Raw genomic sequence first — 25,699 nt, 5'->3', positions numbered from 1 at the left:
TCTTTCATGACCACGCAGCCATACCGGATCGGCGAGGCTTTCAACCCCGATCCAGCCCTGAAGAAGTACTACTATCTCATGTACGTAATCTCCCTCATCCTTCTTGGAGGGTTCTGCATCAGCATCCTCGCGGTAACGCCGGATATCACCGGCCTGATCATCACCATCCCGATTGTAGCGGTGCTCCTCTTCATCCTCTACTGGCTTGGGCTTTACTACAGGTCAATCATCTACGAACTGACACCAACAGAGATCAGCTGGAGGCGTGGCGTCTGGTTCCGGCAGAACGCAATTGTTCCCTATTCGAGGATCACAAACGTCGATATCCACCAGGGTCCCGTCATGCGGTTCTTTGGGATCTCCTCCCTCCATCTCCAGACAGCAGGCTACTCGGCACAGCAGATGGCAGAGCTCTGCTTAAACGGCATCACCGGTGCAGAAGAGCTCCGGGAACTGATCATGGGATATGTCAGATCCGGCCCTGCCATTGCAACCGAATCGGGAGGCGAAACCGTAGTGCCACGATCAAAGGATCCGGTCATAGATGAGCTGCGCCGGATCAGATCAGTCCTGGAAGAAATAGAGAAGAAGAGCTGAATGTCCATCCACAATCTTCAGAAGAGAGAGCCGGGCCCTCCCCGCCTTATATCATGGAACATCACCCTCCGCTGCCCGCTGAAATGCGCCCACTGCTATGTGGATGCAGGGAATAGCGAGCCGGAGGGCATCCTCTCCACATACGAGGCAAAGGAGGTAATCGATCAGATCGCGGACGTTGGCAGTCCGATCCTTGTCCTGAGCGGGGGCGAACCCCTGCTCCGGGAAGATATCTGCGAGATAGCAGCCTACGGAACAGAGAAAGGGCTCAGGATGGTGATGGGCACCTCAGGATACTATCTTGACAAAGAGATGGTACGCCGCCTGAAGATGGCTGGGATAAAGGCCGTTGCAATCAGCCTTGACTCGACTGACCCCGCCATCCATGACGCATTCCGTGGCTTGGATGGGGCATGGGAGCGGGCAGTGCATGCAATCGACTCCTGTAATGCAGCAGATATTCCTGTGCAGATCAACATGACGGTGACCAGGCCTGTTCTCGGGGATATCGAATCTCTCATCAACTTTGGCGAAAGCAAAGGAGTGAAAGACTATCACCTCTTCTTCCCGGTCCAGACCGGCCGGGGCGAAGAAATCAGCCTCAGCACACCAGAGGAATATGAGGGGATCATCCGCGACGTCCTGATCAGATACCAACATAGCGGCCTGAATATCCGGCCGACATGTGCCCCGCAGTTCAGGAGGATTGCAGATGATCTTGGAATCAAAAACCCGCAGTGGGGTCGGGGATGCCTCGCCGGGATCACCTACTGCCGGATCTATGCAACCGGCGAGGTGACACCCTGCCCCTACCTCCCGGTATCTGCCGGAAACCTGAAAAAAACGTCATTTATGGATATCTGGTACAGGTCGGACCTTTTTTCAAAACTCCGTAACCTGGACAATATCACGGGAAAATGTGGCCGCTGCACCTATAAGACAGTGTGTGGCGGATGCCGGGCACGGGCATACCAGAGCCCGGCTTCCTCGCCCCGCTGGTGCGATGGTCTTGCCACACCAAAACACTCTACAAATGAGATATTCGCAGAAGATCCCTGGTGTTCATACCAGCCAGGGAGGTGAGACTATTAGAAAAGATAACAGGATTGATACAACGGACCTCCTTCTCCTTGATGCCCTGCAGGACGATCTGCCCCTCACTCCCCGCCCCTGGCAGGCAATAGGAGAACAAATCGGCGTTTCTGAAGAAGAATGCCTGCAAAGAATCTCACGCCTGAGCGAATCCGGGGTCATCAGGAATATCTCACCAGTCCTTGAATCCCGGAAATTCGGCCTCAATGCCGGAACACTCATCGCTTTTCACATCCCGGAAGAGCGGATAGATGAGGTTGCAGCAATCATCAACAGCTACCCTGAAGTCTCCCATAACTACCGGCGGGATCACCACTACTCCATCTGGTTCACCATCGCCGGGAGGAGCAATGGGGAGATCGAGAGAATAATAGAGGAGATTCAGACGAAAGCCGGGATCCCGGATGAGGATATGATCAGCCTCCCCACCATCCGATCCTACAAGATCGATGTCCGGTTCAGGTGCATCCCGGAGGGATCAGATGGATAAGACTGACCAATCGATCCTGCGAGAACTCGAACCCGGCATGCCGATGATACAGCAACCATTTGCAGAGATCGGAAAGCGGACCGGTATCACAGAAGATGAGGTCATATCCCGCATACAGAGGATGAAAGATACAGGGATCATCAGGAAGATCCGGGCACGGATAAACCAGCGGGAGATCGGAATTGCTGCAAACGCACTTGTCGCATGGAATGTACATGAGGGATGGGACGGGTACTCAAGGCTTGCGGCTCTTCCTGGAGTATCGCACTGCTACCTGAGAAAGCCGGTTCCCGGGAAATGGGAGTACTCTGTCTATACCGTTCATCATAACCGTACAGAAAGCGAAGTATATTTCATTGTGAGCCAGTTTGCGGGGAAAGAAGGGATCACTGACTACCAGGTGCTCTTCAGTACCGAAGAGTTAAAGCGTGTCCCGGCAGTCCGGATCGATGAGACAGGAGAGAGAATCAGATGAACCGGATCACCCAGTGCCTCCATGGAAAAGGGACAATCAGCGGCATGATGCATCAGAGAAAAAATGGAGGGAATGGATCCCGTGGAGAATACCTCGCCTATGCAGCCGAGTTCCGGCCGGTCATCTTCTGGAACCTCACAAACCACTGCAATCTGAACTGCGTCCACTGCTATAACCGATCGGGGCCGGGAAACGGCAGAAATAGCGAGCTGACAACAGACGAGGCAAAAGCACTCATCGACGACCTTGCGGAGATGGGAGTCCCCCTTATACTCTTCACCGGAGGCGAGCCGCTCATGAGGGAGGATATCTTCACCCTCGCAGATCATGCCCGCACACAAGGCATCATGACCGCCCTCTCGACAAACGGTACTCTGATCACACCGGAAATCGCAGCGAAGATCAAAGCAGCCGGGATAGGCTATGCCGGGATATCGCTTGATGGTGCGACCGCAGATACCCACAACCGGTTCCGTGGATCGCCTGACGCATTTGAACGATCCATTGCTGCGTTTGCACATTGCAGGGAGGCAGGCATCAGGTGCGGTGTCCGGGTGACGCTGACAAGAGAGAACTATGCTGAACTCCCCGCACTCATCGATCTCGCAGCAGAGATCGGGGCATCCCGGTTCTGCCTCTACTGGCTGGTCCCAAGCGGGAGGGGAATAGACGCCTATAACCGTCTCCAGCTCTCCGGCGATGAGGTACATAATGCGCTTACACTCCTCTACAGCCGGGCAAAAGAGACAGATCCAAAGACGATGGAATTCCTCACTGTCGATTCGCCCCAGGATGCAATCCACCTCCTTGCAGCGATGAAACGTGACAATGCCGATGATATCGCCGAGGCAGAAGAGCTTGTCGCATCCCTCAAGGGCGGATGCAGTGCCGGGACACGGGTTGCCAATATCGATCATGAGGGAAATGTCTATCCCTGCCAGTTTGCACAGGCAGAAGAGCTCTGTGTCGGATCCGTACGGGATATGCCGTTTTCCCGGATATGGGATGAGGGCGATCATCCGATCCTCTCTGTTTTCAGGGAGAAGTCACCGAAATTTTCCGGACGATGTGGAGACTGCCACTATCTCACCCTCTGCGGCGGCGGATGCAGGGTACGGGCGCTCCGGCTTCGTGGAGATATCCATGCAGAAGATCCCTTCTGTTTCCTCAATGGAAATGAATAACACACTCGATTCTTCACAGACATGGCACGACTGAACCCACAACACACTACCATCCTCTTCTTCGACCTTGAGGCGTATGTTCCGGGACCGCTCCGAAGCAGGCCAAGAATCCCTTCACTTGCCGCAAACCCGCATCTTCCGGGAGTCTATCTCATCGGAGGTGCATTCAGCTGCTGCAACCCGTTTCAGATCGATTCACCCGGGATAGAGGGGCACTGGATCTGGGAATATGAATCCGAGCGGGATCTCCTGGCAGCAATCTATTCCCTCTTTCAACAGGCATGGGAGACACTGAAAGGGAAGGAAAAGCATGAAGCTGACCTGATCATAGCAGGTGTTGGAATCGGAACCTTTGACATCCCCTTCCTCTATTCGCGTGCACTTATCAACAGCATCGCCCCCGCAGAAGACCTCTACGAGACCTTCTGCTGCTGCCGGGTGCTCGACCTCGCATCTGCCGGGATCGGTTACCTGAGAGAACGCCATCCGATCCCGCACCCGGTCACCCATACCGATCTCCTGAAACGGTTCATTGGAAATGAGACAAAAGCCGGTGGGGGTGTTGTCTGGGATATGGTGGACGCAGGAGATACACAGGCAATTGAACAAAGAACCATCACTGAGGTGCAGCAGATCATTGCCATCTACCAGGCTATGATCACTCTAAACGGTTCAGCTCCCGCCAGACAAACATAAACCGCTGGATTGCTGTGATATGCCCGAGGAAGCCAAAGAGCAGGAGCATTATTCCCAGGAATGTCCAGGAGAAGAGCCCTGACGGGAAGAGGATATCCGCAATCCCCGCAAGCAGGATCAGCACCAGCCGGTCGGCTCTCCCGAGAAGCCCGCCATAGTACCGGCCAACCCCAACCGCCTGGGCCTGGGTTCCAAGATACGATGACATCAGCACACCGGTGAGTGCAAAGACGCCGACCTCCCATGAGGCAAACCCTCCGGCAAAGATACCGATGATGATGAAGATATCAGCGTAGCGGTCAAGCACGTGATCCAGGAAATCACCCTTTACACCGGCAGATCCCAATTCGCGGGCAATAGCTCCATCTATTGCATCAAAAAAAGCATTCACTGCGACAAAGAGGACACCGAGGCCAATCTCGCGGTACCAGAATGCAGTTCCGGCAACCATTGCCGCTACAAGTGCGAGTACCGTGCAGGTATTCGGGGTGAGGCCGAGGCGTATCGAGAGCCGTGCAACCGGGGTTACAATCCCGGTCATGTAGGGGCGGAGCTGGTCCAGGGTCATGGCATCCGGTTCATGAGATAGAGAGACCAGTCACAGGTGCCATGTGAGGGGGAGGCATCTCCCGCCCTGACATCCAGAACAAAGTCAGCAACTGTCTCGCTCGTTGTATCTGTCGTCTCGAACTCATAAATCACTTCTGGATCATGGTTCTCGAGGGCCTCGATAAGTGTGCTGTCCAGCGCTTCTGCAAGGGCATTCTCTTCAGCTTTTTCAGGAGAATACCCCCGGCTCATCAGCCGATCAAGAAGGACATCCGGATCACACCTGAGGATCACCACCCGGTCGCAGGGGAGGAGATGGGCAAGATGGCCTTCCACCACGCCATCAACAGGCTCAAACTCCGCTGCCCAGAGCTCTTCATCAATGATTGTCGTGTCACGGTCAGGATCCTTCCCGAGCACATATGGGGCAATGGTGTCGTTGATCCGGACAACACAGATCCCCCTCTCTTCAAGGATATTGGCAACAGTCGTTTTTCCGGTTCCGGGAACACCGGTCAAGCCGATCATCATAATGACACAATAGCAGAGAGGAAGCGTTCACATTCCCAGTCAGCGCCGATCGAGACACGGATAAAAGTCTCTCCAAGTCCGGGGAAGCTCTCGCATGAACGGACCAGCACACCCATCCTTGCCAGTGCATCCATCGCCTCCTTCCCGGTGCGGGGGGCAAGATCGATCATGACGAAGTTTGCACCGCTCGGCGCAACCGGGTAGGGGATCTCTTCACGGAAGCGTTTTCGCCACTCTGTAACATGAGAGATATAGCGATCTGCATAGGAGCGATCTGAGAGGGCCCCGATGGCGGCAGCTTCAGATACGGCATTCAGAGCAAAGGGGGTCTCAGCCCGGATATAACAGGGTCTGAACCATTCCGGGACAAACGCATACCCGACACGGAATCCGGCTAGTCCATAGACCTTTGACATCGTCCTCCCGATGATCAGGTTGTCATACTGATCCAGAAGATGGAGATAATCAACATCAGAAAACTCGACATATGCATTGTCGAGGAACAGGATACCGTTGATATTCTCAAGGATGCACGCAATATCCTCAGGAGCTGTCACCGTCCCGGTGGGATTATTCGGAGAACAGATGAAAGAGAGTTTCGCATCCCTGGCAGCTGTAATGAATGATTCTGTATCAACTTCATAGGAAGAACCACGGGGGAGATAATCAATAATACCTCCCTGTGCACCAACAGCAAGGCCATAGAAAGAGAAGGTGGGTGAGGAGACAACCACTCTATCGCCACAGGCAATAAGCGATCGGACAACCGTCTCGATGACGCCATCCATCCCCGCTCCGGCGACAACAGGATATGAACCATTGATCTCCTGTAATTTTTTGATCAGCTCTCCATGTGTAGTTCCAGGGTAGCGGTTACATGAGAGAATGGCTCTAGCTGCTGCTGCCTGCGCCGCTTCAGAAGGAGGGGAGGGGTTCTCATTTGAGGCGAGGCGTGCCACCTCGGAAAACCCGTACCTCGCTGCGATATCCTCTGCCTTTCCGGCAAAGACATAGCCACCGTTCTGAAAGCAGGATCTAACCAAGGACCTCGGTGAGGGCTTCATTGACGACTCCTGCAGCACGATCGATCTCGCTATCCGAGATGATCAGCGGGGGAACAAGCCGGAGATTGCCATGCCCGGCACAATTGACCAGCACACCGCGATCAGCGCAGAGCTGCTGGACCTTTGGGCATTCCTGTTCACCGACGGTGATACCGATCATCAGCCCGCGTACGCGGGGATTCCACTTCGCCAGCAATTCAGCAAACCGCTTTCCTTTCCCTGCAATATCAGGGAGGATCGGCTCGATCACATCCATTGTAGCCATAGCAGCTGCCATCGCAAGCGGGCCACCGGCAAAGGTGCTGCCATGCTCGCTCTTCTGGAATGCAAGACCTTCACGAGCTGCAATTGCCCCCATCGGGAATCCGGATGCGATTCCTTTCGCAAGCGAGACGATATCCGGCATTACTTTTGTCTGGTGCATCGTAAGCCAGGTACCGGTCCTGCCCATACCGGTCTGCACCTCATCTGCAATGAGCAGGGCATCCTTCTCATCACAGATCTCCCTTACACCCTCAATGAATCCTTCAGGCGGGATGATGATCCCGGCTTCACCCTGAACAGGTTCGAGGAGGACTGCCGCGGTATCCGTGGTGACGGCTTTCCTGAGTGCATCGAGATCGCCATACCCAACAAAGCTGCATTTCGGCTCAAGGGGTCCAAAGGGTTCACGGATTGCAGGCTTGTGTGTAACAGCAAGTGATCCGATCGTGCGCCCGTGGAATCCATCGGTGAACGCTACTGCTTCTTTTCGTTTTGTGGCAAGCCGTGCAAGTTTCAGCGCCCCATCATTTGCTTCTGCGCCGGAATTTGAGAAGAATACCTGCGCCATCCGTGTAGCCGTTGCCAGCCGCTCTGCAAACTCTGCCTGGCCGGGGACATAGTAGAGGTTTGAGCAGTGGATCAGCTCCTTAGCCTGGCGGCAGATTGCCTCTACAACATGATCATGGCAATGGCCGGTGCTACAGACGGCAATACCTGCCACACAATCAAGATATTCGCGTCCGTCAGCATCCCAGACAGTACATCCCTTCCCGCTCCGGATCATCATCGTCCGGGAGAAAGCAGGCATATAGTATTTAGCATCAAGGCTCTTGTAATCAGTCATATTCATTCACTCATATTCTATTGTTGCAGGGGGTTTTGGGGTTACATCGTAGACAACCCGTGCCACCCCTGGGATCTCCGAAGTGATCCGGGATGCGATCCGATCAAGCGTCTCATAGGGTAGACGGAGAGGATCTGCGGTCATGCCATCACGGGAGTTCACCGCACGCACCGAGACGATCCACCCGTGGAGCCGGACATCACCCTTGACACCAGTCCCAAGGCCGATGAGAGCGGCAAAACACTGCCAGGGGGAGTAGATCTCGATCAGCTCCTCCTCAACGATATGGTTTGCCTCCCGCACGATCGCAACCTTCTCGGGGGTCACTTCACCAAGCACCCTGACCGCGAGGCCGGGTCCCGGGAACGGCATCCTGTGCTGGATCTCAGGCGGCAGGCCGAGAGCACCGGCAACGACCCGCACCTCATCCTTGTATAAATCCCTGAGAGGCTCGATGACACCCTTGAACCGGATATCGAGCGGCATCCCACCGACATTGTGGTGGCTTTTAATTCCGCCTTCACTCTCGATCCGATCAGGGTAGATAGTTCCCTGGAGGAGATATACAGCCCCGGTCTCCTTTGCCTCATGTTCGAATATACGGATGAAACGCTCTCCAATCGCCTTCCTCTTCTCTTCGGGATCAATGATCCCTTTGAGTGAGTCGAAGAACCCGGCTGAGGCGTCCACGGTCTTGAGGTTGATTGAACCGAAGAGCTGCTTTATCCGTGCACTCTCGTTCTTCCTCATCAGGCCGGTATCCACATAGATAGGAATAAGCCGGTCACCGATTGCCCGTGCTGCCAGTGCTGCACAGACCGAGCTGTCGACTCCACCTGAGAGTGCCATGACAACATGGCCATCCGCTGCTGCTACTTTGATCTCCTCAACCGCTTCTTCGATGAATTTCTGTGCATTTACCATGGTTGTCACCTATGTTGTCTTTTTACCTGCCTTACATGCTGTTACAAATCCTATGAACGGAGGGGACGGCCGTGTCGGCCGTGATCTGAACTCGGGATGGAACTGGGTCGCAAAGAAGAACGGATGATCAGGGAGCTCCAGTATCTCCATCCGGTTCCCGTTTCTTCCCGAGAAGATGAGACCGTGCTCTTCAAGCAACGGTATATATTCAGGGTTCACCTCATACCGGTGGCGGTGCCTCTCGATCACTTCAGCAGCCTCATAGATCCGATCTGCAACGGTACCCGGGGTGATTGCGACCGGATAGTCTCCAAGCCGCATCGTTCCACCAAGATCCATCTCACCCTCCTGTTCAGGGAGGATTATGATCACATGAGTGCCGTCTCCCATCTCTGCGCTGATCGCATCACTGATCCCTGCGATATGCCGTGCATATTCAACAACTGCCAGCTGGAACCCGAGGCAGAGGCCAAGGAGAGGGATCTTCTTCTCACGAGCGCACCGAATCGCAGCGATCTTCCCTTCGATGCCGCGTGTGCCGAATCCTCCGGGGATCAGGACACCATCAACTTCGTTGAAATCGGAATCATCACAATCCTCGGCATCAATCCACCTGATATTCACTTCTGTTGAGAGGGAGCGGCCAGCATGCTTCAGCGCCTCCTTGATGCTCATATACACATCCTCAACCCCGTACTTTGTGACAATGGCAACGGTGATCCTGCTTGTATATTCCCTGGTTACGAGCCGGTACCAGTCTGTTGAGAGGTTATGCACCCCAAGCCGGAGGAGGTCCATGAGCACATCTGCAAGCCCCTCTTTCTCAAGCTCCATAGGGACATGGTAGGTATCGGGGGCAGTTGTTGCACTGATCACCGCCCGTTCCGGCACATCGCAGAAGGCTGAGATCTTTCGCTTCGTATGTCCCCCAACCGGCAGCTCACTTCTGCCGACGATCACATCCGGATACAACCCAAGCTCCCTGAGCGCCTTCACCGAGTGCTGTGTCGGCTTTGTCTTCAGGTCCCCCATCGAATCTGCCGGTATGAGCGTGACATGGACAAGGATAAAGTCGCCGGGTGCAGACTCGCCATGCATCTGCCGGACCGCTTCCAGAAACGGCATGCTCTCGATATCACCGACTGTTCCTCCCACCTCGACGATACAGACATCTGCCGGATCACCGTTTGTCCTCCAGTTTTCAGCTGCATTCCGGATGAGGCACTTGATCATATCGGTGATATGGGGGATGATCTGAACGGTCTCCCCGAGATAATCTCCGTGGCGCTCCTTGTCGATTACAGTACGGTAGATCTTTCCGGTGGTGATATTATGATCTGAGGTGAGCTCGATATCCATGAACCGCTCATAGTTCCCGAGATCGAGATCAACCTCCGCGCCGTCACGAAGGACAAATACCTCGCCATGTTGTGCAGGATTCATCGTGCCCGCATCGATATTGAGGTATGGATCGATCTTTACAGCAGTTACGATATAACCCCGGTTCTTCAGGATACGTCCAATTGAGGCAGCAGTGATACCTTTTCCAAGGCCACTCATCACCCCTCCGGTAACAACTATGTATTTCAAGAGAGACCCCCGCTTTAGATCCGTCTCTTTTTCTCAAACTATTATCCTTCGCATCGATCTGTGATGGAGGGGATGCAGAAGAGGTCAGGTTTTTGAGACGATCGCAAAAGATGCGGTCGTTCTGGCAAGGACTTCCCCGGATCCGCCACCTCTTCGCACTTCGGCTTCTGTGAAGGCCACCCTTCGTCCACGCCTGATAACCCATCCGCGCGCAAATAATGTTCCCTCCCGTGCACCACGCAGAAAACTGGTCGATTCAGAGATGGTGGCGATCCCCTCATTGCCAGCGAGTACCGTATAGAGTGCAAGCGCCATCGCTTCATCGGCGAGCGCCACAAATAGACCTCCCTGAAGCCATCCGACCCCGTTATGCATTTCTGGCAAAATCTCCATTGAAAGTTCTGCGTGACCATCGGTAAATGAGAGGACGGAGACGCCCATCATCTTAAAAAACGGGTTTGCCTGATCAGAATCCACCTTCAGGCGCTCGATATATTCCATCATGTATGAGTCACCTTCACCGCGGCATAAGCATTTCGAAGATAGATTTTTTATATAATCAAAACCTTCTGAAAAGATGGAAATTCATATGGTAACAATTAAGCATTTCCTGGCACTTATCATCGCAATTGCGGTGATCCTACCTGCCGCTTCGGCGATGGTGGGAGGAGACAAGGCATGGTTCCTCATCCACAGCAATGTTGATGGAGCCAGCGTCTTTTTTGGAGGAGAATATCAGGGTGTAACCACCAACGGGGAGCTTTATGTTGAGTACTTCACGACAGGCACACCAGTTACATACTTCATGGTGACAAAGGATGGCTATTCACCATATACTGGCCAGATCACCCACTATCCCGCAAAGGGTGAGGTTGTTGATCTGTATGCCACCCTGCAGCCTGCCGAGCCAACCCCGATGCCCCCGCCGATCGGCGGAAGCATCGGCTGGTACACCGTCTATGCAAATGTCGACGGTGCAAGTGTTTACTTTGACAATGACTTAAAAGGCACCACTGCAAACGGTGAGCTGACTGTTCAGGTTTATGTAACAGCCACACCATATCAGACATTCCGGGTTTCAAAGGCAGGGTACTCAGACTTTACCAGCCAGATCACTGACTGGCCCGCAGCCGGAGAGACGATTAAACTCCATGCAAACCTGCAGCCGGTTGCACCAACCCAGCCTCAGCCATCACCGGTATCAGTCCTGACGATTGTTGCTGGCGCATTCGGGGCAGCAGTTCTCCTCGCCTTCAGGCGGAAATAATCCAATTCTCTTTTTCTAAACAATGGTTATCATTCGCATATTTGAAAACGGGGATTGTGAAGCGGTCGCCCGGATGGAGGAACGAAGTTCCGGTTCAATTTCGGGCGCATATGTCTTCATCAGGCAGATGCAGGCGATTTCAGGCGACACATTCTTTGTAGCAGTCGCAGATGATTGTATTGCCGGCTATACGATCGGATCCATCGTAGGCAGATCCCCCGATACGGGATGGATCCTCCGCCTCCAGGTGGCAGATCGCTATAAGAGGAACGGGATCGGCCGGCGGCTGATGGAGCAGCTCCTTGCAACTTTCGAGGCGATGGGTGTTACCAAGGCACTCCTCTCGGTCTCTCCCGAGAACCATGCAGCTTTGCCCCTGTATCGCTCACTTGGCTTTACTGAACATTCATTTGAATCCGAGTATTTCGGTCCGGGCGGGGATCGGTATATCATGGCAATAAAACTCTGATGAATGCGCCCGTTGGTTTCAGGGTGAAGCCCCCACGTAGAAAAGACGGTGTATTACCAGGCCAAGGATGATGGGACACCAATAGTATATCCACTGACATGACAGAGAAGAGATCATATGCAGATCTCTTCCCTTCCGGAGGTAGTAGAGAATATACATAATAGCAAAAGGCCTTTATTATGGACTGAAATTGCGTATATCATCATTCCCTTCCTCTTTTTTCTACCCATTCTTTTTCTTCTGCTCCTCATGCTTCCAGAGGGGAGAATGGTTCAGTTTCTCACCCTTCTTGCAGCATATATCATCCCGCCAGCCGGTAAAGAGTCGGTTATTCCATGTGCCATTATTCTTGGATATGAATGGTGGATGATCGCCTCGGCTGTTTTTATTATTGATTGTGCAAGTGCATGCTTTATCACAATGAATTTTCACCATATAGCAAAAATCCCATGGTTTGGAGAAATATTCATGAAATGTACAGAGAGTATGAAGAGGATCTCAGCAACGAACCCATGGATATCGCGCCTCTCGATCTTCGGACTCTTCCTCTTCATCTTTTTTCCCCTGCAGGGATCCGGGGCGATCAACGGAACTATCCTCAGCAGACTGATGGGAATTAACCCGCGAACTGCATTCTTCTGCATTATTGCAGGATCCGGGTTGTCAGCCCTTGCGATTGCTTCGGGTATTGCCCTCATAGATAAGTTTACTGGCCACAATCTCATTGCAATCATCACCATTCTCCTGCTCATCATCGGGGCAGCCATTATTTTTTGCCTCTACAAAACAAGGGGATCACAATAGCTGATGGCCTGCCCCCGTGAAAACCCTTAATTCAATTGTTTCCGATACCAGTATACATGAAACTCTTAGTTGCAGTTGCACCGGAACGATTCCGTGATGAGGAGCTCAGCGAGCCGATGAAGATATTCAAAGAAAAAGGAATTGAGACAGTAATCGGCTCCACGAAAACCGGGGAATGTATGGGAATGGTTGGCGATCGTATCGAGGCAACAGTTGTCTTTGATAATGTTGCAGCCTCTGACTTCGATGGTATCGTTATCGTCGGCGGTATCGGGTCACAGGACTTCTTCTGGAACAGCCAGGAGCTGATCGGCCTTGTGAAGGAGTTTTATGAAAATGGAAAGGTTGTGGCTGCCATCTGCCTCTCCCCGGCAGTTCTTGCGCTTGCGGGTATCCTTAAGGGGAAGAAGGCAACCGTCTTTGCAAGCCCGGCATCAACCTATGCAATGAAGAACGGCGGCGCATCCCTCCAGAACGAACCGGTTGTCGTCGATGAGCGGATCATAACTGCCAACGGACCCACCGCTGCCAGGGCATTCGGTGAAGCAATCGTCAACGTGCTGAACGCATAAACACCATGGCAGAGGTTCTTGAGAAGGATTGCAGCCTCATCATTCCTGCCTATAATGAGGAGGGGAGGATAGGGGGCCTCCTCGACGATCTCCTCGATTTTGGCGGGGAAATCATCATTATTTCAGATGGGACCGATGCAACTGCCTCTATTGTATCAGGATTTGTCAGGGATCACCCGGATCATGACATCAGATGCCTCTCTTTCCCCAGGAGGCTCGGCAAAGGCGGCGGGATCAGATCAGGCATGAAAAGTGCCACACGGGCATATATCGGTTATATTGATGCCGATGGCTCAACGGGTATTGAAGAGATGAAAAAGGTATTTTCGCATCTTGATCAGAGCGACGGGGTGATCGGATCGCGGTGGGTGCCAGGCTCAGTCATTCCGGTCAGGCAGGGGATGATGCGCATAATCCAGAGCAGAATCTTCAATGGAATCATTCGCATCCTCTTTGGCCTTTCCTATGCCGATACCCAGTGCGGCGCAAAAGCATTCCGCCGGGAGTTGATCTATACCATTCTGGATACAATACAATCCACCGGTTTTGAGTTTGATGTTGAGCTGCTCTGGAAAGCACGGAATGCCGGTTTTTTCATAAAAGAAGTCCCAATCAGGTGGAGCGACCGGGGTGGATCCAGCGTGAGGATGACAGATTCATTAGCGATGTTCGCTGGCCTCATCCGGATACGGTTTTTTAGATGAAGGATACTGCACCCGAAGATCGGATTCACCAGGCGTTTCTGCTGTACGAGACGGGAGCCTATGAAGAGTCCTTTGCTCTCTGCTCTGGATCAAAGGAGATTGCGCTTGAGATCCTGGCTGCTGAAAACCTGCTTGCACTCGGGAGGCTCGCTGAAGCTGAGGCTGCATTCCGCGATCTTATCAGCACGATACCCGGCTCATCAAAGGCCCACTTCGGGCTGGCAGAGGTGCTCAGGAGGAGAGGGGATGAACGGGCCCTGGCGGAGTACGCAGAAGCTGTCCGGCTTGATGAGACAAACATCCCGGCATTGAGGCATTATTCCCGGTTCCTGATTGAGAGAGGGGATCACCGGGGGGCTATACCAGTTCAGAAGGCACTTGCCAGAGGATCGCAGAACCCGGCCGATACGCTTCAACTTCTCAGGTCGCTGGTTGCAATCGGGGAAGCTGAGGAAGCGATTGCCCTATATGAGGAGAGCCTGCGGGTGCGAACCAGTAATCCAGGTTTTATTGAAGCGCTGATCGCTTCAAAACGATATGCAGAGGCGGCTACAGCGGCTGAGGAGACATGGAGGGAAAAGGGAGAGGCAATCTATCTCCATCTCTGGCTTGAAGCCCTTGCCCGAACCGATCCAGATGCGGCATATGAATTGTATAAAATTCATATCCGGGAGCATCCTGATACCGAACTCCTCTTCTCAGCGGCACTACTTGCCAAACAGCTACAGCACTATTATGAGGCTATGGAGATGCTCCATTTGCTCAGGGAGCAGCAGAATGAGCCTATATACCATCTCCTCCTCTGTGATTTGCTCAGGGTACAGGGTGATATGGATTCAGCGGAGGAAGAATACTCACAGCTCCTCTCCTGTCAGCTTGGATCCCTGGAACATCCTGAAACACTTGGAGTTATCATCCGAAAATATATCGACTTCCTTGAGCTCAGAAAAGAACAGGATGAGGTGATAGAGCAGATCTCAGCTCTGCTTGAGCCTCATCCGTCCTGGGCATGCCTGGTTTCGCTTGGAGAGATGTTTGAGCGGTATGGCGATCTGCCACGAGCCCGTGATGCCTTCTACCGGGGATACCGGAGCCACTTTCTCCGCGGAGGGATCCCCTATGCCGCATTTTGTGCACGAAACAACGAGATGCGTGAGGCTCCGAAGGTGATCCTCTATATCCTCTCACATCTCCGGAAAACAGGCGATCTTGAGATGGTTGCGGAGGCTATCGTCCATGGTGAGGAGAAGCTGTACCAGATTATGAAGATCACCCATGCACTTATTCAGCGGCTCATTGAAATGATCCCTGATCTGAGTGCAAATGGGAGAGAGATCCTCGCAGTCGCCTCCCTTTATGCGGCATCCGATGCTCTTCATAAAAGGGATTACCAGGCATGCAAGGAACACTGCCTGATCGGACTTGATATGATGCCCTGTTATCCCTCGTCGATCAGAATTGAGGATTTTATCCCCCTCCTCTCACAGGCAAAGGATCATGCACTCTCTGAGCAGCCGGTGATACAGCAGGTGAAGGTTGAGGAGGTATCTGAAGAGGTGCCGATCGCGGAGAGGCTGATGCTCACCGAAAAGGAGGAGAAAGCTCTAGCCTTCATCCGGGAGCATTCGGAAGCAAATGAGATGGAACTCAGATCTCTTCTCGGCACGAGGCGTGTTGCCGGGATCATCAATGAGATTATCAGGAAGGCAGGCGAAGAAGGGATCAGCGTCATCGGGAAGCGTGGCATCTCAGAGAATGGGGAGATATATGCCTGGGTCTTTAGATAATACACAGAACGACCGGAAACTGCAGAGTATCGGGATAATCAATGCCCTCCGGCGGGGCACCGTCCCAGCAGATGGGCTTGAACGGCTCGCAGTCGGTATCGCTAACGAGGAGCGGGTGATCGCCGATCAGCTTCAGTATGTGGCAGCCGGCCGATCAGACCTGAAGTTTGTCAGGGGCGATTTTGGGAGCGGGAAGACCTTTCTAATCTGTCGTGCCCTTGAGATTGCGAGAAACAGCGGGTTTGCAACGGCCCATGTGGTCATCTCGCCCGACACCCCGCTTCACAAGCTTGCCGCTCTCTATCGTGCCATAGCACAGAATCTCAGGACCGAAACCGGTGAGGCGGCTGTAAAGAGCATCATCGACACCTGGATATACCGGATTGAGGAGCGGCTGATCGAGTCTGTAGGCGAGGAGGATGAAGAACGGCTGGCAGCGGCTGCTACGCGAGAGATCGAAGCATCCTTGCTCAGGATATCCGAAGAGAACTCAGGGCTTGCAGCAGCAGTCAGGACATACTACCTGGCAAACAACCGGGGCGACTTTGCTATCGCACAGGCAGCCCTTGGCTGGATATCCGGCGAGGAGACGGTTGGTCGGAGCTTCAAATCAGAGGCTGGACTGAAAGGTGCAGTGGATGAAGGCTCTACACTTCCCTTCCTCCGTGGGCTGATCCGGATCATCGTCCAGGCAGGGTACCGGGGTCTTGCGATTGCCTTTGACGAGGCGGAGACTACACAGAGCTCTTCCCGCCCACTCCGCGAGAAGGGGTATGTGAACCTGAGGCGGATCATTGATACTGTCGACAGAAACGAGATGCCCTACTCATTCCTCCTCTTCACGGGAACTCCATCCTTCTTCGAGGGGCCAAAAGGGATCAGGTCACTCCCCCCGCTCTATGACCGGTTGCAGGTGATGGAGGATGACGGGTTTGCAAATCCTCTCCAGACCCAGATCGTCCTCTCCCGGTTTGACGAGAAGCGGCTCTTTGAGGTGGCCTCGAGGGTTGTTGAGATCTATGGCGAGGCATACGCCGAGGTGGACCCGGAACGGGTGAACCTCAGGTTCATACGGGCGATGATCGACCGGATCACACTCAGGTTTGGCGGCCGGATTGATGTGATCCCCCGGATATTCCTGCGTGAGTTTGTGGATATTCTTGACAAATGCACACTCCATGCCACCTACGATCCGATCGAGAAGTACCGGTTCGAGGGAGCTGGTATGCCTGAGCTGAAGGAGGAGGAGCGGGCAGTGATGGAGGTTGAGTGGTGAAGAGGAGAGGATCTTTTCTCTGTTTCACGTTCCGATGCGTATTAGAAGAGGGAGGAAATCACAATATGAAGCACTCCCTCTCTCAGGTTACGTTGATCCGGATATGATACATCCGGAGCCTTAAAAAAATGCTGAGGAAGAAAGATTATGATACCAGAGAACAATCAGCGTAAAAGAATCGGCTTCACCCTGTATTGATACTGAACCCGGCAATGTGACGCCGAAGAACTCGGACTCCCCGAGCCGGTTATGGTTGAGGTCGGCATGCGGGTGCGGGTCACTGTGTTTCTTCACCAGAAAGGACAGGGGCTATTCGTGTCAGAGAAAGTTGATGCAGGCTCACCGACACGTTTGCCGACCCAGTCGGCGACCCGGTTGAGAGGCTGCTGACGCTCCTTGCTGATGGTGAGAGATCCTCTAAGGAACTGAGATCAGGGCTTAATATGACACACAGGCACAATTTCAGGAAAATTATATTCATCCTGCTCTGGAAGCAGGCTATATTGAGATGACAATTCCTGAGAAGCCTTCCAGCAGGATGCAGCAATATCGCCTCACTGATAAAGGGAAGGCACATCTGGCTGGATCGATGAAGAAGAGCTCACATGGAGAGTTGTGATTCGATACACCTTTATTGAGGAGCTATGTTTGCATGAGCCCAAAACATGAAAGCCACTCAATAGAAAACATACCCAACAACAAGGATTACCATAATGCCACTCTTTGACTTTCTCAGGAAAAGCGACTTCAATAAAGGTGTCGAGCTCTCTGTTGCCGGCCATTATGCCGAAGCCCTCGATTATTTTGACCGGGCACTCGCCCACCACCCCGGCCATGTCGATACCTGGAACAATCGCGGTGCAGCACTGAGCAATCTCGGCCGTCACGAAGAGGCACTCAGATCCTATGATATGGCACTCACAATCGAGCCGGGACATTGCGTCGCATGGATAAACCGGGGAGGTGCCCTCCAGGGGCTCGGCAGGTACGAAGAGGCGATTCTGTCATATGACCGGGCACTCGCAATAAACCCAAAACATGCAGGCGCATGGAGTGACCGGGGATCGGTCCTCTGCACCCTTGGACGCCATGAAGAGGCTCTTGAAGCCTTTAATACAGCTGTCCGGCATGATGAGAAGCTGGCACCGGCATATGTCAACCAGGGTCGTGCCCTCCATGCCCTCGGCAGGTATGAAGAGGCGATTCTGTCATATGACCGGGCAGTTGCAGTTGAGCCCCGGTACGTGGATGCATGGGCACTGCGGGCGTCGTCGCTCTACTCCCTTGAACGATATTCTGATGCGATCGAATCATGCGATCAGGCTATTACCATCTACCCTGATTTCTGTATCCCATTCTATATCCGGGGCTGTTCCCTTGATACCCTCGGTCGGCACGATGAAGCAGTCCTGGCATGGGAGAAAGTGATCGGTTTTATGGCAGAAGCCCGGTTCCAATGGTACTACCGGGGGCTGGCACTCGCAAGGCTCGGCAGGAGGGATGAGTCTGCCGTGGCTTTTAAGAAGGCACGTGACTCAGCAACGCTCTGCATCCTTGATCCCTCTGATGAGGAGATAGGGGAAGCAGGGAATACATGATCGGACAGTGGAAGTGCTAAAAGAGGCTTTTCCCATCATGTATCCTTCAATACCGGCGGTATATCGAGCTTCGATGGTCTGCTTCAATACCGTGGATGATCAGCACTGCATTGTCGATAGTGAGGATGATCCGATAATCCCCTACCCGAAGAGAATAAAACGGCGGATCGCTGTTTCCCTTGGGCTTTTTTTACATGGGTTTTTGGATTCAGTTCACCGGCAAGTGTGCTTAGCTCCCGGTATATTGCCTTTCCGACAGGTACCGGGAGCCTACTCAGATCTTTTTTTGCAACGGCTGAGATCAGCACTTTATACGCCATTCAATCAGGCATCCAGAAGACCAAGTTCGTCTGCAACGTCTTCAAGGGATTGGACCCTGCCGGCTTTGATATCAGCAAGCGACTCCCCTATTGCCCGGATCGTTTCATCACTGAGAGGTTCATCGTCGATTGCAACCTTGATAAGCCGCTCGATGACATCTTCGAATGGTTCCTTCGGGTGCACCTTCAGCGACGCCAGCCGGTCCCGGAGATCAGCGCTGATCCGGATTGTTGTGATAGCAGGCATATTTATATATATGAAAATATATCATCATATATCTTCGCATATCTGAACATGCAGTCAGTCAGATGAGGACACAGGCGCTTATGCAGGCGAGGATCGACAATCACAGGAACGATCCACTAATAAGCCCTTTCAGGAGTGATACCCGGAAGATATGATTCGACCCTCTTATAGACCTCAGTCGACAGCGCATCACGGGAAAACGTCATTCTCCTCGCATGGAACGAAGACTCGAAACTCCATATCCCCTCCCAGGCAACCTCTATCCCGGAATGAATAGCAGGAACAGAATAGCCGATTGGTGCCCATACATATGGTGCAGGAACGATACTCTCCCGTTTTGAAGCCCTCTCGATACAGAGATCATGGGGAAAGTCGATCCATATGATTGCTACCGGCATCTTTGAGCTGAGAAGTGCATCGCGAACCTGGCTGGCATATGGGCCCATGCCTGAGAACTCAAGGATTGCCGGGGATGGATCAGAACAAGCCTCCAGGAAATAATCCCATGCCGTCTCTTCACCAACAATTGTGCCATCAGAATATCTGATCCGGCAGCCGTCAATGGATATATATGGAAAACCGGTTTCGCCTGAGAGAGTCCGTGCGAGTGTCGTCTTCCCCGCACCGAGTGTTCCGATGATGAGAATCTTCATTTTCCCGATTGCCAGCGGCTCCAGAGATCCATCTCCTGCTTTTCCATCCCTCATCATACCATAATGCATATCTGCCTGCTCATTTCTGAGGCATCTGAATATATGAATGGAATGCCACCGACAACATTTCTTTGCCAACGATACACCATTTATAAAGAACCATGTCAATAGGAAAGAACGGTTATATAAGGGAAGCGACAACAGTGAAACAGAGTTGAATATACATGGATAAAGCGCAGCTCATGGATGTAATCCTGCAGCATCAGGAGATCTTTGCAGGAATACCTGAAGATACGATAGAGCGGGATATCGATCTGCAGAGATACATGCGTGGAAAAGAGATCGTTATCATAACAGGCATCAGGCGATCGGGAAAGAGCACCGTCCTCAAGCTCATTGCAGATCAATACCAACAACCGGATGAGAATATCCTCTTTATCAATTTTGAAGATATCAGGCTCCTCGACATCACAACAGACAACTATCATGATATCGAGAATATCGCAATAGAATTGTTCTCCCGCAGGAAGAAGACAGTATTCTTCTTTGATGAGATACAGTATGCTCCACAATGGGAGCGATGGGCAAACAACCTCCATTTCAAGGGCCATAAAGTCTTCGTCACAGGATCGAATGCAAAGATCCTGGGTGGAGAGATTGCAACATCACTTACGGGGAGGAATGTCGTTTTGGATCTCCATCCATTCAGCTTCCGTGAATTTTTACGGCTCAAAGGGATAGAGATACCGGCAGAGCAGCATCTCACCTCAGATAGAGCTTCCGAAATTGTTCATTATTTTAAGGAATATCTCGAATACGGAGGATTTCCCGAGGTATTAAAAGAGGCGAACATGGAGTTATCGGGACACTACTTCAATGACATCCTGAAGAGGGATATCGAAACCCGCTATATGATACGCGAGCAGACAGGGCTGGCACGTCTTGCCACCTACCTCGCCTCGAATGCCGCCTCCAGATTTTCATATTCAACACTGAAGAGCGTAACCGGACTGAAAAGCACAAACACAATCAGCCAGTACATCAGGTACTTCAGGGACTCATACCTCTTCTACACGCTGCCTGCCTTTTATTATTCCCTGAAGAAACAGGTTCAGGCATCAAAAAAAGTATACACGGGCGACAACAGCTTCTTAAATACCATATCATTCCGGTTTTCTGAAAATACCGGACAGAAGCTTGAAAATCTGGTTTTCCTTTATTTATTGCAGGCAAAGAAAGCGTATTCCCTCTTCTATCACTCAGGCGCATCCGGGAAGGAGTGTGATTTTCTGATCATGAAAGAACCAGCTGTCCTCTCTGCCATCCAGGTATCAGCTGATCTAAAAAACAGTGAGACAAGAAAGAGGGAGATTAGCGGGCTCCTTGATGCTCTTCATGAATATAATCTGGCGCGAGGGTATATCCTGACAATGGATAGTTATGGCCATGAGCAGATCGAAGGAAAGGATATCATCATCGTCCCTGCATGGAAGTATATGCTCTACCCTGATCTGTATCCATAGAGGGGCCAATCGATACACAAAATACCTCTCAACAACCAGATCCTCATACAAACAGTCCGGACAGAATACCCAAAATTCCCCTTCAGGTGATCCAATGCCAAAAACCCAGACCATAACCGAGATTAGCGACGGATGCGAGGTCGACTCACTCTTCCTCCTCGAAAGCATCGACATCAGGAAAAAGAAACAGGATGGAAAGTACCTCTTCGCAACTCTCGCCAACAGAACCGGCCGGATCTCCTGCAAGATATGGGGCCTGCCGGCACACTCGGCCGACGAGATCGAGGCAGTCGGAAAAAACCTTCAGCCCGGAGAGGTCTACCGGATCCGGGGCTTTGCAAAGGTCTTCAATGGCGAGTGCGAGATCAATATCAATGAAGGGATAGCAGACCTCGCTGCTCCGGCTGCCATCCAGGCATCTGAGAAGGGAGAGTTCATCTACTCGCCTGTTGATATCAGGGAGACAGCAATCGCAATCCAGAACCTCGCCGGAACGATCAGAAACGGCCAGCTCAAAATGGTCGTCTCCCTCGCCCTGATGGATGCGGGCGGCTTCTATGAGAAACCTGCCGCCAAAAAACGCCACCACAACTACCGGGGAGGCCTTGCAGAACATACCCTTGAGACGGCAACAATTGCCGTTGCCATGGCTGATGCGAAGAAAAGCTTTGGGATCGACCGCGACATCCTGATCGCCGGTGCACTCCTCCATGATATCGGAAAAGCCCTCTGCTTTGAGGAGAAGGGGATCGGGTATGCAGCCCGCCCCGAATACGATCTGATCGGCCACATCCCGCTTGGGATCACCTTCCTCACCCGGTTTAAGGACTATCTCGATGATGCCACTTACCTCCACCTCCTCCATATCGTCCAGTCACACCACGGAGACTATGGCGATGTGGAACCCAGGACACCGGAAGCATGGGCGGTGCACCTCGCCGATCTCGCCAGCGCCACCCTCAGGGAGGTGGCAGATGATGTCGCCGGGCTTGCACCCGGAGAAGGGAAATGGAAGGGGGAGAAGAGCGGTAAAGCGGTGTATAGGATATAAGGGAGGATTCTGTCAATAATTTATAGACAAGTAGTCTGAAGGCTTAAATTAACGTACATAAAAGGTGAGATGGAAAGATATGATAGAAGGCACCATATTCAATGCTAAATTTCATATGACAAAAGACACCATATGATTATACATGAGCCCCCTGGAAGATATTCGATCAGTCACGGATCTGAAACGTCACACACGTGAGATTCTTGATCACCTCCATGCAACCGGCCGTCCTGTCATACTTACTGTCAATGGGAGGGCGGACTCCATCCTGCTTGATATCAAGATATATGAAAAATATCTGGAAGCAGCGAATCTCGCACGACTGCTTATTCCGGCTGAAAAAGATGTAGAGAACGGACAGACACGCTCAGCCAGTGAATTTATACGTGAGTTCAAACGTGAAAAGCAGATATCGGGTTGAGATCACCACCGTCGCTGAACGGGATATTGAGGAGATATGGGAATATATTTCTCAGGACAACGCAGAACGAGCAACAGCATCCATCTTTGATCTTGAGAAGAGCATAGCGGGGCTCAGTACCCTTCCCTTGCGTTGTTCACTCGTACCAGAAAACGAAATTCTTGGAACAGCGTATCGCCATCTTCTCTATGGCAATTACCGTATCATCTTCAGAGTGTTCGGCTCAAAAGCGATCATTCTCCGTGTAGTACATAAGGGACGCCTGCTGGATACACGTTTTTTCTGTTAGCCAACCATTACAATCCGATTTAAAAAATGGGACTCTTCTCCAAAGTAACACGAGACCTGTCTCTGACTCGTTACCACGAATATCTGAAAGCCTGAAAATGATTAATAGCATCAAGATACATTATTGTACAGCTGTATATGATTATACAACTGTATAAACACATATCGCCACACACATGTACTGGTGTGTATTGATACACGAAGGTAAAATCCGAAATACAAGCAGAAGTAAAAGAAAATAATTGTCTTATGGAGAAGGGAAAAATGACAGCACAGAAACAGGCTGATGTAGCAACGAAGCGGGTAGCCCTCACCCCGGGTACATGGGCGGCACTCTCGAATATCAAAGAACCGGGGAAGACCCTTGGTCAAACAGTTGCTGATCTTATTGCCGAACACCAGAGACGAAAGCTTGAGTTGGATCTCGATGAAATTGATGCAACCGGCACCTTCACCTCATGGGAAGAAGCAAAAAAAGAACTTAATCTGTAAACGAGGTTCTTTGTGCAGATCAAAATCGAGGATCGTGCAAAGGAGTTCATCCGGGAACTTCCTCAAAAAGATCAACGTATCATTGGCGAACATATCGAACAGCTTATCAACCATCCACATGCCCGGGGCAATATCAAGAAGCTTCATACAAAAAAACCCCGTTGGCGCATGCATATAGCATGGAAATATACGATATTCTTTTCAGCCGATTCCGATACCATATGGATAGAAAAGATCATGACAATTGAACAGGCGCACAAGAAATATGGGAAGATCTGACAGGGAAGGAGTTTTTCGCTTATCAAAAACAGAAATCCACTTTCAGCAAACCTTTCTCCCAGGACCCCCCTATGGGATAACATGGTGCCTATGATTCAATTTCAGCCGGAGACAAAATACCGTCTGGATGCCTATAAAATATCTCCTCGCTATTTTATGCGGGTATTTTGAAGCAGATGTGGCACGGGTATCGGGGGGCGTGTGGTGAGGCAGCCCCCGAAACATTCCCGCCCCTCCCGCGGTGCATCTGCGGTCACCAGTTCAACCTCCCTGCGAAACATGTGAGGACGGGGAAGTGGAAGGGAGAAAAAGCGGTAAAGCGGTGTATAGGATATAGGTGAGGTTTCAAGGCAGGGGAGCCTACCCCCGCCGCCGTACCCTCACAGACTCCGCATGCCCATACAACCCTTCTGCCTCGGCGAGCGCCTCCACCACATCGCCGATCGCAGAAAGCCCCTCTTCGGTCAGGATCTGAACCTGTGATCGGGTGCAGAAGTGCTGGACATCGAGCCCTGAGTGAACCTTCGCATACCCTGCTGTGGGGAGGACATGGTTTGTGCCTGATGCATAATCCCCGCAGGCAACCGGGGTGTAGGGCCCAACAAAGATCGAGCCTGCATGCCCGACCTCGCTTAGAAGGGCCATCGGATCGGCCACCTGGAGCGAAAGGTGCTCAGGAGCTATTGCTTCCATCAGGCGAACTGCCTCGCTACGGGAGGATGCGATCACATACCCGGATTGTGAAAGGGCCTGCTCGATGATCTCACGCCTTGGGGCTGATGCAAGCATCCGGGCTATCTCACTCCCGACACGCTCAGCGACCCCCGCATCAGTCGTCACCAGCACACTTGCGGAATGTGGATCATGCTCTGCCTGGGCAAGGACATCGGCTGCGATATAGGATGGATCAGCCGTCATATCCGCGATGATCCCGATCTCAGAGGGGCCTGCCGGGAAATCGATCTCAACCTGGTCACGGAGGAGCATCTTCGCCGCCGTCACATAGACATTTCCCGGACCCACTATCTTATCGACCGGCCGGATCGTTTCGGTGCCGAGTGCCATTGAAGCAATCGCCTGGGCGCCACCAACCCGGTAGCATTCCGTCACCCCGGCGATATCCATCGCAACAAGGGTCAGGGAATCAGCCGGAGGAGGTGTGCAGCAGCAGATCTCAGGAACCCCCGCAACCCGTGCAGGAATGGCTGTCATCAGGACTGTTGAAGGATACGCGGCCCTTCCTCCGGGCACATAGCAGCCAACGCGGTCAAGCGGGCGTGTCCGGACACCAAGCGTGACTCCCGGCTCAACCTCCTCAAGCCAGAGGGAGCGGGACTTCTGGAGTTCATGGAACCGTGTGATTCGTGCTTCTGCTTCACAGAGCGCTTCGACGAGGCGTTCATCCACCTCTTCGTATGCCTCTTCCACCTCCTCAGGAAAGATGACCGGGGTTTCAAGCTCGATCCGATCAAACCTTTTTGTCAGATCAAGAAGAGCCAAATCACCATCTCTCTCGATCAGATCGATGATATCCCGGACTGCACCAAGAACCCCGGAGATATCACCTCGTCGCCTCTCCTTCCAGCCTGAAATATCAAGTTGGTTCCACATGTGTACCTATACACCCGGAGATCCATTGAATCTTTCC

General features: G+C 52.3%; 30 protein-coding genes and 1 pseudogene. 21 read left to right on the top strand and 10 right to left on the bottom strand.

All coding sequences use genetic code 11. The annotated features are described in order from the left end of the window. Nucleotides 1–6: 6 nt before the first annotated feature. From FTO68_RS04570 to FTO68_RS04545, 6 genes are read left to right on the top strand one after another with little or no spacing between them, the layout of a single operon-like run. Nucleotides 7–597 carry a PH domain-containing protein gene (locus FTO68_RS04570; RefSeq protein WP_255332198.1) on the top strand — a complete coding sequence of 197 codons (591 nt, stop codon included), beginning with the start codon at nt 7–9 and terminating at the stop codon, nt 595–597. Further along, entirely contained in the window at nt 598–1,680 is a 1,083-nt protein-coding gene (locus tag FTO68_RS04565) for a radical SAM/SPASM domain-containing protein (protein ID WP_255332197.1), read from the top strand. After that, nucleotides 1,631–2,179, top strand: a complete 549-nt coding sequence (ahbA, locus tag FTO68_RS04560; protein WP_255332196.1) for a siroheme decarboxylase subunit alpha — start codon at nt 1,631–1,633, stop codon at nt 2,177–2,179. The genes FTO68_RS04565 and ahbA overlap by 50 nt, the downstream gene beginning before the upstream one ends. Next, entirely contained in the window at nt 2,172–2,654 is a 483-nt protein-coding gene (gene ahbB, locus FTO68_RS04555) for a siroheme decarboxylase subunit beta (RefSeq protein ID WP_255332195.1), read from the top strand. The genes ahbA and ahbB overlap by 8 nt, the downstream gene beginning before the upstream one ends. Further along, nucleotides 2,651–3,838: a radical SAM/SPASM domain-containing protein gene (locus tag FTO68_RS04550; RefSeq protein ID WP_255332194.1), complete on the top strand. Its 1,188-nt coding sequence runs from the start codon at nt 2,651–2,653 to the stop codon at nt 3,836–3,838. The genes ahbB and FTO68_RS04550 overlap by 4 nt, the downstream gene beginning before the upstream one ends. Nucleotides 3,839–3,859: 21 nt before the next feature. Further along, nucleotides 3,860–4,534, top strand: a complete 675-nt coding sequence (locus FTO68_RS04545; protein ID WP_255332193.1) for a 3'-5' exonuclease family protein — start codon at nt 3,860–3,862, stop codon at nt 4,532–4,534. Here the strand turns inward: FTO68_RS04545 and FTO68_RS04540 are convergent. The 7 genes from FTO68_RS04540 to FTO68_RS04510 all read right to left on the bottom strand — a co-directional run bounded on the left by FTO68_RS04540 (nt 4,497) and on the right by FTO68_RS04510 (nt 10,804). Beyond that, nucleotides 4,497–5,102: a CDP-alcohol phosphatidyltransferase family protein gene (locus FTO68_RS04540; RefSeq protein ID WP_255332192.1), complete on the bottom strand. Its 606-nt coding sequence runs from the start codon at nt 5,100–5,102 to the stop codon at nt 4,497–4,499. The two genes, FTO68_RS04545 and FTO68_RS04540, sit on opposite strands and share 38 nt — an antisense overlap. Next, nucleotides 5,099–5,614, bottom strand: coding sequence for an adenylate kinase family protein (locus FTO68_RS04535; protein ID WP_255332191.1), 516 nt, complete (start codon nt 5,612–5,614; stop codon nt 5,099–5,101). The genes FTO68_RS04540 and FTO68_RS04535 overlap by 4 nt, the downstream gene beginning before the upstream one ends. Next, nucleotides 5,611–6,657 carry a pyridoxal phosphate-dependent aminotransferase gene (locus FTO68_RS04530; protein ID WP_368659872.1) on the bottom strand — a complete coding sequence of 349 codons (1,047 nt, stop codon included), beginning with the start codon at nt 6,655–6,657 and terminating at the stop codon, nt 5,611–5,613. The genes FTO68_RS04535 and FTO68_RS04530 overlap by 4 nt, the downstream gene beginning before the upstream one ends. After that, nucleotides 6,650–7,786, bottom strand: a complete 1,137-nt coding sequence (locus FTO68_RS04525) for an aspartate aminotransferase family protein (RefSeq protein WP_255332189.1) — start codon at nt 7,784–7,786, stop codon at nt 6,650–6,652. The genes FTO68_RS04530 and FTO68_RS04525 overlap by 8 nt, the downstream gene beginning before the upstream one ends. Nucleotides 7,787–7,792: 6 nt before the next feature. Beyond that, nucleotides 7,793–8,710, bottom strand: coding sequence for a glutamine-hydrolyzing GMP synthase (guaA, locus tag FTO68_RS04520; protein ID WP_255332188.1), 918 nt, complete (start codon nt 8,708–8,710; stop codon nt 7,793–7,795). Between the two features lie 9 nt (nt 8,711–8,719). After that, nucleotides 8,720–10,300: a glutamine hydrolyzing CTP synthase gene (gene pyrG / locus FTO68_RS04515; protein WP_255332187.1), complete on the bottom strand. Its 1,581-nt coding sequence runs from the start codon at nt 10,298–10,300 to the stop codon at nt 8,720–8,722. An 84-nt stretch (nt 10,301–10,384) separates the two neighbouring features. Beyond that, a complete protein-coding gene (locus FTO68_RS04510) occupies nt 10,385–10,804 on the bottom strand; it encodes a PaaI family thioesterase (protein ID WP_368659871.1) in 420 nt (139 codons plus the stop codon). A 73-nt stretch (nt 10,805–10,877) separates the two neighbouring features. Between FTO68_RS04510 and FTO68_RS04505 the strand changes: the two genes are divergently transcribed. From FTO68_RS04505 to FTO68_RS04470, 9 genes and pseudogenes are all read left to right on the top strand, one after another. Continuing rightward, entirely contained in the window at nt 10,878–11,567 is a 690-nt protein-coding gene (locus tag FTO68_RS04505) for a PEGA domain-containing protein (protein ID WP_255332186.1), read from the top strand. A gap of 22 nt (nt 11,568–11,589) precedes the next feature. Next, nucleotides 11,590–12,036, top strand: coding sequence for a GNAT family N-acetyltransferase (locus tag FTO68_RS04500; protein ID WP_255332185.1), 447 nt, complete (start codon nt 11,590–11,592; stop codon nt 12,034–12,036). Between the two features lie 267 nt (nt 12,037–12,303). Beyond that, the gene (locus FTO68_RS04495) at nt 12,304–12,840 is read left to right on the top strand and encodes a small multi-drug export protein (protein ID WP_255332184.1); all 537 of its coding nucleotides are present in this window, start codon (nt 12,304–12,306) and stop codon (nt 12,838–12,840) included. A gap of 56 nt (nt 12,841–12,896) precedes the next feature. After that, nucleotides 12,897–13,412 carry a DJ-1/PfpI family protein gene (locus FTO68_RS04490; RefSeq protein ID WP_255332183.1) on the top strand — a complete coding sequence of 172 codons (516 nt, stop codon included), beginning with the start codon at nt 12,897–12,899 and terminating at the stop codon, nt 13,410–13,412. 5 nt (nt 13,413–13,417) lie between these two features. Then, nucleotides 13,418–14,116: a dolichyl-phosphate beta-glucosyltransferase gene (locus tag FTO68_RS04485; protein ID WP_255332182.1), complete on the top strand. Its 699-nt coding sequence runs from the start codon at nt 13,418–13,420 to the stop codon at nt 14,114–14,116. Beyond that, on the top strand, nt 14,113–15,903 hold the full coding sequence (locus tag FTO68_RS04480) for a tetratricopeptide repeat protein (protein ID WP_255332181.1): 1,791 nt from the start codon (nt 14,113–14,115) through the stop codon (nt 15,901–15,903). The genes FTO68_RS04485 and FTO68_RS04480 overlap by 4 nt, the downstream gene beginning before the upstream one ends. Continuing rightward, the gene (gene brxD / locus FTO68_RS04475) at nt 15,884–17,179 is read left to right on the top strand and encodes a BREX system ATP-binding protein BrxD (RefSeq protein WP_255332180.1); all 1,296 of its coding nucleotides are present in this window, start codon (nt 15,884–15,886) and stop codon (nt 17,177–17,179) included. The genes FTO68_RS04480 and brxD overlap by 20 nt, the downstream gene beginning before the upstream one ends. Nucleotides 17,180–17,562: 383 nt before the next feature. Further along, nucleotides 17,563–17,678 (top strand): annotated as a pseudogene (locus tag FTO68_RS11930) (Fic family protein); the annotation flags it as partial. 214 nt (nt 17,679–17,892) lie between these two features. After that, entirely contained in the window at nt 17,893–18,777 is an 885-nt protein-coding gene (locus tag FTO68_RS04470) for a tetratricopeptide repeat protein (protein WP_255332179.1), read from the top strand. A gap of 324 nt (nt 18,778–19,101) precedes the next feature. On the opposite strand, the gene FTO68_RS04465 is transcribed toward FTO68_RS04470, so the two are convergent. Both FTO68_RS04465 and FTO68_RS04460 read right to left on the bottom strand, forming a co-directional pair. Next, nucleotides 19,102–19,344, bottom strand: a complete 243-nt coding sequence (locus FTO68_RS04465) for a DUF7557 family protein (RefSeq protein WP_255332178.1) — start codon at nt 19,342–19,344, stop codon at nt 19,102–19,104. 116 nt (nt 19,345–19,460) lie between these two features. After that, on the bottom strand, nt 19,461–20,066 hold the full coding sequence (locus FTO68_RS04460) for a P-loop nucleotide/nucleoside kinase family protein (protein ID WP_255332177.1): 606 nt from the start codon (nt 20,064–20,066) through the stop codon (nt 19,461–19,463). A gap of 155 nt (nt 20,067–20,221) precedes the next feature. On the opposite strand from FTO68_RS04460, the gene FTO68_RS04455 reads away from it, so the two are divergent. From FTO68_RS04455 to FTO68_RS04430, 6 genes are all read left to right on the top strand, one after another. Continuing rightward, on the top strand, nt 20,222–21,520 hold the full coding sequence (locus FTO68_RS04455; protein WP_255332176.1) for an ATP-binding protein: 1,299 nt from the start codon (nt 20,222–20,224) through the stop codon (nt 21,518–21,520). 94 nt (nt 21,521–21,614) lie between these two features. Continuing rightward, complete coding sequence (locus FTO68_RS04450) at nt 21,615–22,571, top strand: HD domain-containing protein (protein WP_255332175.1); 957 nt, start codon at nt 21,615–21,617, stop codon at nt 22,569–22,571. Between the two features lie 142 nt (nt 22,572–22,713). Beyond that, nucleotides 22,714–22,992: a type II toxin-antitoxin system Phd/YefM family antitoxin gene (locus FTO68_RS04445; protein ID WP_255332174.1), complete on the top strand. Its 279-nt coding sequence runs from the start codon at nt 22,714–22,716 to the stop codon at nt 22,990–22,992. Beyond that, nucleotides 22,970–23,281 carry a type II toxin-antitoxin system RelE/ParE family toxin gene (locus FTO68_RS04440; protein ID WP_255332173.1) on the top strand — a complete coding sequence of 104 codons (312 nt, stop codon included), beginning with the start codon at nt 22,970–22,972 and terminating at the stop codon, nt 23,279–23,281. The genes FTO68_RS04445 and FTO68_RS04440 overlap by 23 nt, the downstream gene beginning before the upstream one ends. A 263-nt stretch (nt 23,282–23,544) precedes the next feature. Further along, a complete protein-coding gene (locus tag FTO68_RS04435; protein ID WP_255332172.1) occupies nt 23,545–23,772 on the top strand; it encodes a hypothetical protein in 228 nt (75 codons plus the stop codon). 12 nt (nt 23,773–23,784) lie between these two features. After that, on the top strand, nt 23,785–24,051 hold the full coding sequence (locus FTO68_RS04430; protein WP_255332171.1) for a hypothetical protein: 267 nt from the start codon (nt 23,785–23,787) through the stop codon (nt 24,049–24,051). Between the two features lie 360 nt (nt 24,052–24,411). Here FTO68_RS04430 and hisD read toward each other — a convergent pair whose 3' ends face one another. Next, nucleotides 24,412–25,662: a histidinol dehydrogenase gene (hisD, locus tag FTO68_RS04425; RefSeq protein WP_255332170.1), complete on the bottom strand. Its 1,251-nt coding sequence runs from the start codon at nt 25,660–25,662 to the stop codon at nt 24,412–24,414. Nucleotides 25,663–25,699 lie beyond the last annotated feature (37 nt).

Origin of the sequence: Methanocalculus taiwanensis (assembly GCF_024372745.1) — an archaeon.
Lineage (GTDB): Archaea > Halobacteriota > Methanomicrobia > Methanomicrobiales > Methanocorpusculaceae > Methanocalculus > Methanocalculus taiwanensis.
This window is presented reverse-complemented; position numbering and strand designations above follow the sequence as displayed.

Bases quoted from the DNA above. Each gene is read 5' to 3' on its own strand.
- FTO68_RS04570 (WP_255332198.1), top strand. From the start codon at position 7: ATGACCACGCAGCCATACCGGATCGGCGAGGCTTTCAACCCCGATCCA.
- FTO68_RS04565 (WP_255332197.1), top strand. From the start codon at position 598: ATGTCCATCCACAATCTTCAGAAGAGAGAGCCGGGCCCTCCCCGCCTT.
- ahbA (WP_255332196.1), top strand. From the start codon at position 1,631: ATGAGATATTCGCAGAAGATCCCTGGTGTTCATACCAGCCAGGGAGGT.
- ahbB (WP_255332195.1), top strand. From the start codon at position 2,172: ATGGATAAGACTGACCAATCGATCCTGCGAGAACTCGAACCCGGCATG.
- FTO68_RS04550 (WP_255332194.1), top strand. From the start codon at position 2,651: ATGAACCGGATCACCCAGTGCCTCCATGGAAAAGGGACAATCAGCGGC.
- FTO68_RS04545 (WP_255332193.1), top strand. From the start codon at position 3,860: ATGGCACGACTGAACCCACAACACACTACCATCCTCTTCTTCGACCTT.
- FTO68_RS04540 (WP_255332192.1), bottom strand. From the start codon at position 5,102: ATGACCCTGGACCAGCTCCGCCCCTACATGACCGGGATTGTAACCCCG.
- FTO68_RS04535 (WP_255332191.1), bottom strand. From the start codon at position 5,614: ATGATGATCGGCTTGACCGGTGTTCCCGGAACCGGAAAAACGACTGTT.
- FTO68_RS04525 (WP_255332189.1), bottom strand. From the start codon at position 7,786: ATGACTGATTACAAGAGCCTTGATGCTAAATACTATATGCCTGCTTTC.
- guaA (WP_255332188.1), bottom strand. From the start codon at position 8,710: ATGGTAAATGCACAGAAATTCATCGAAGAAGCGGTTGAGGAGATCAAA.
- FTO68_RS04510 (WP_368659871.1), bottom strand. From the start codon at position 10,804: ATGATGGAATATATCGAGCGCCTGAAGGTGGATTCTGATCAGGCAAAC.
- FTO68_RS04505 (WP_255332186.1), top strand. From the start codon at position 10,878: ATGGAAATTCATATGGTAACAATTAAGCATTTCCTGGCACTTATCATC.
- FTO68_RS04500 (WP_255332185.1), top strand. From the start codon at position 11,590: ATGGTTATCATTCGCATATTTGAAAACGGGGATTGTGAAGCGGTCGCC.
- FTO68_RS04495 (WP_255332184.1), top strand. From the start codon at position 12,304: ATGGTTCAGTTTCTCACCCTTCTTGCAGCATATATCATCCCGCCAGCC.
- FTO68_RS04490 (WP_255332183.1), top strand. From the start codon at position 12,897: ATGAAACTCTTAGTTGCAGTTGCACCGGAACGATTCCGTGATGAGGAG.
- FTO68_RS04485 (WP_255332182.1), top strand. From the start codon at position 13,418: ATGGCAGAGGTTCTTGAGAAGGATTGCAGCCTCATCATTCCTGCCTAT.
- FTO68_RS04480 (WP_255332181.1), top strand. From the start codon at position 14,113: ATGAAGGATACTGCACCCGAAGATCGGATTCACCAGGCGTTTCTGCTG.
- brxD (WP_255332180.1), top strand. From the start codon at position 15,884: ATGCCTGGGTCTTTAGATAATACACAGAACGACCGGAAACTGCAGAGT.
- FTO68_RS04470 (WP_255332179.1), top strand. From the start codon at position 17,893: ATGCCACTCTTTGACTTTCTCAGGAAAAGCGACTTCAATAAAGGTGTC.
- FTO68_RS04465 (WP_255332178.1), bottom strand. From the start codon at position 19,344: ATGCCTGCTATCACAACAATCCGGATCAGCGCTGATCTCCGGGACCGG.
- FTO68_RS04460 (WP_255332177.1), bottom strand. From the start codon at position 20,066: ATGCATTATGGTATGATGAGGGATGGAAAAGCAGGAGATGGATCTCTG.
- FTO68_RS04455 (WP_255332176.1), top strand. From the start codon at position 20,222: ATGGATAAAGCGCAGCTCATGGATGTAATCCTGCAGCATCAGGAGATC.
- FTO68_RS04450 (WP_255332175.1), top strand. From the start codon at position 21,615: ATGCCAAAAACCCAGACCATAACCGAGATTAGCGACGGATGCGAGGTC.
- FTO68_RS04445 (WP_255332174.1), top strand. From the start codon at position 22,714: ATGAGCCCCCTGGAAGATATTCGATCAGTCACGGATCTGAAACGTCAC.
- FTO68_RS04435 (WP_255332172.1), top strand. From the start codon at position 23,545: ATGACAGCACAGAAACAGGCTGATGTAGCAACGAAGCGGGTAGCCCTC.
- hisD (WP_255332170.1), bottom strand. From the start codon at position 25,662: ATGTGGAACCAACTTGATATTTCAGGCTGGAAGGAGAGGCGACGAGGT.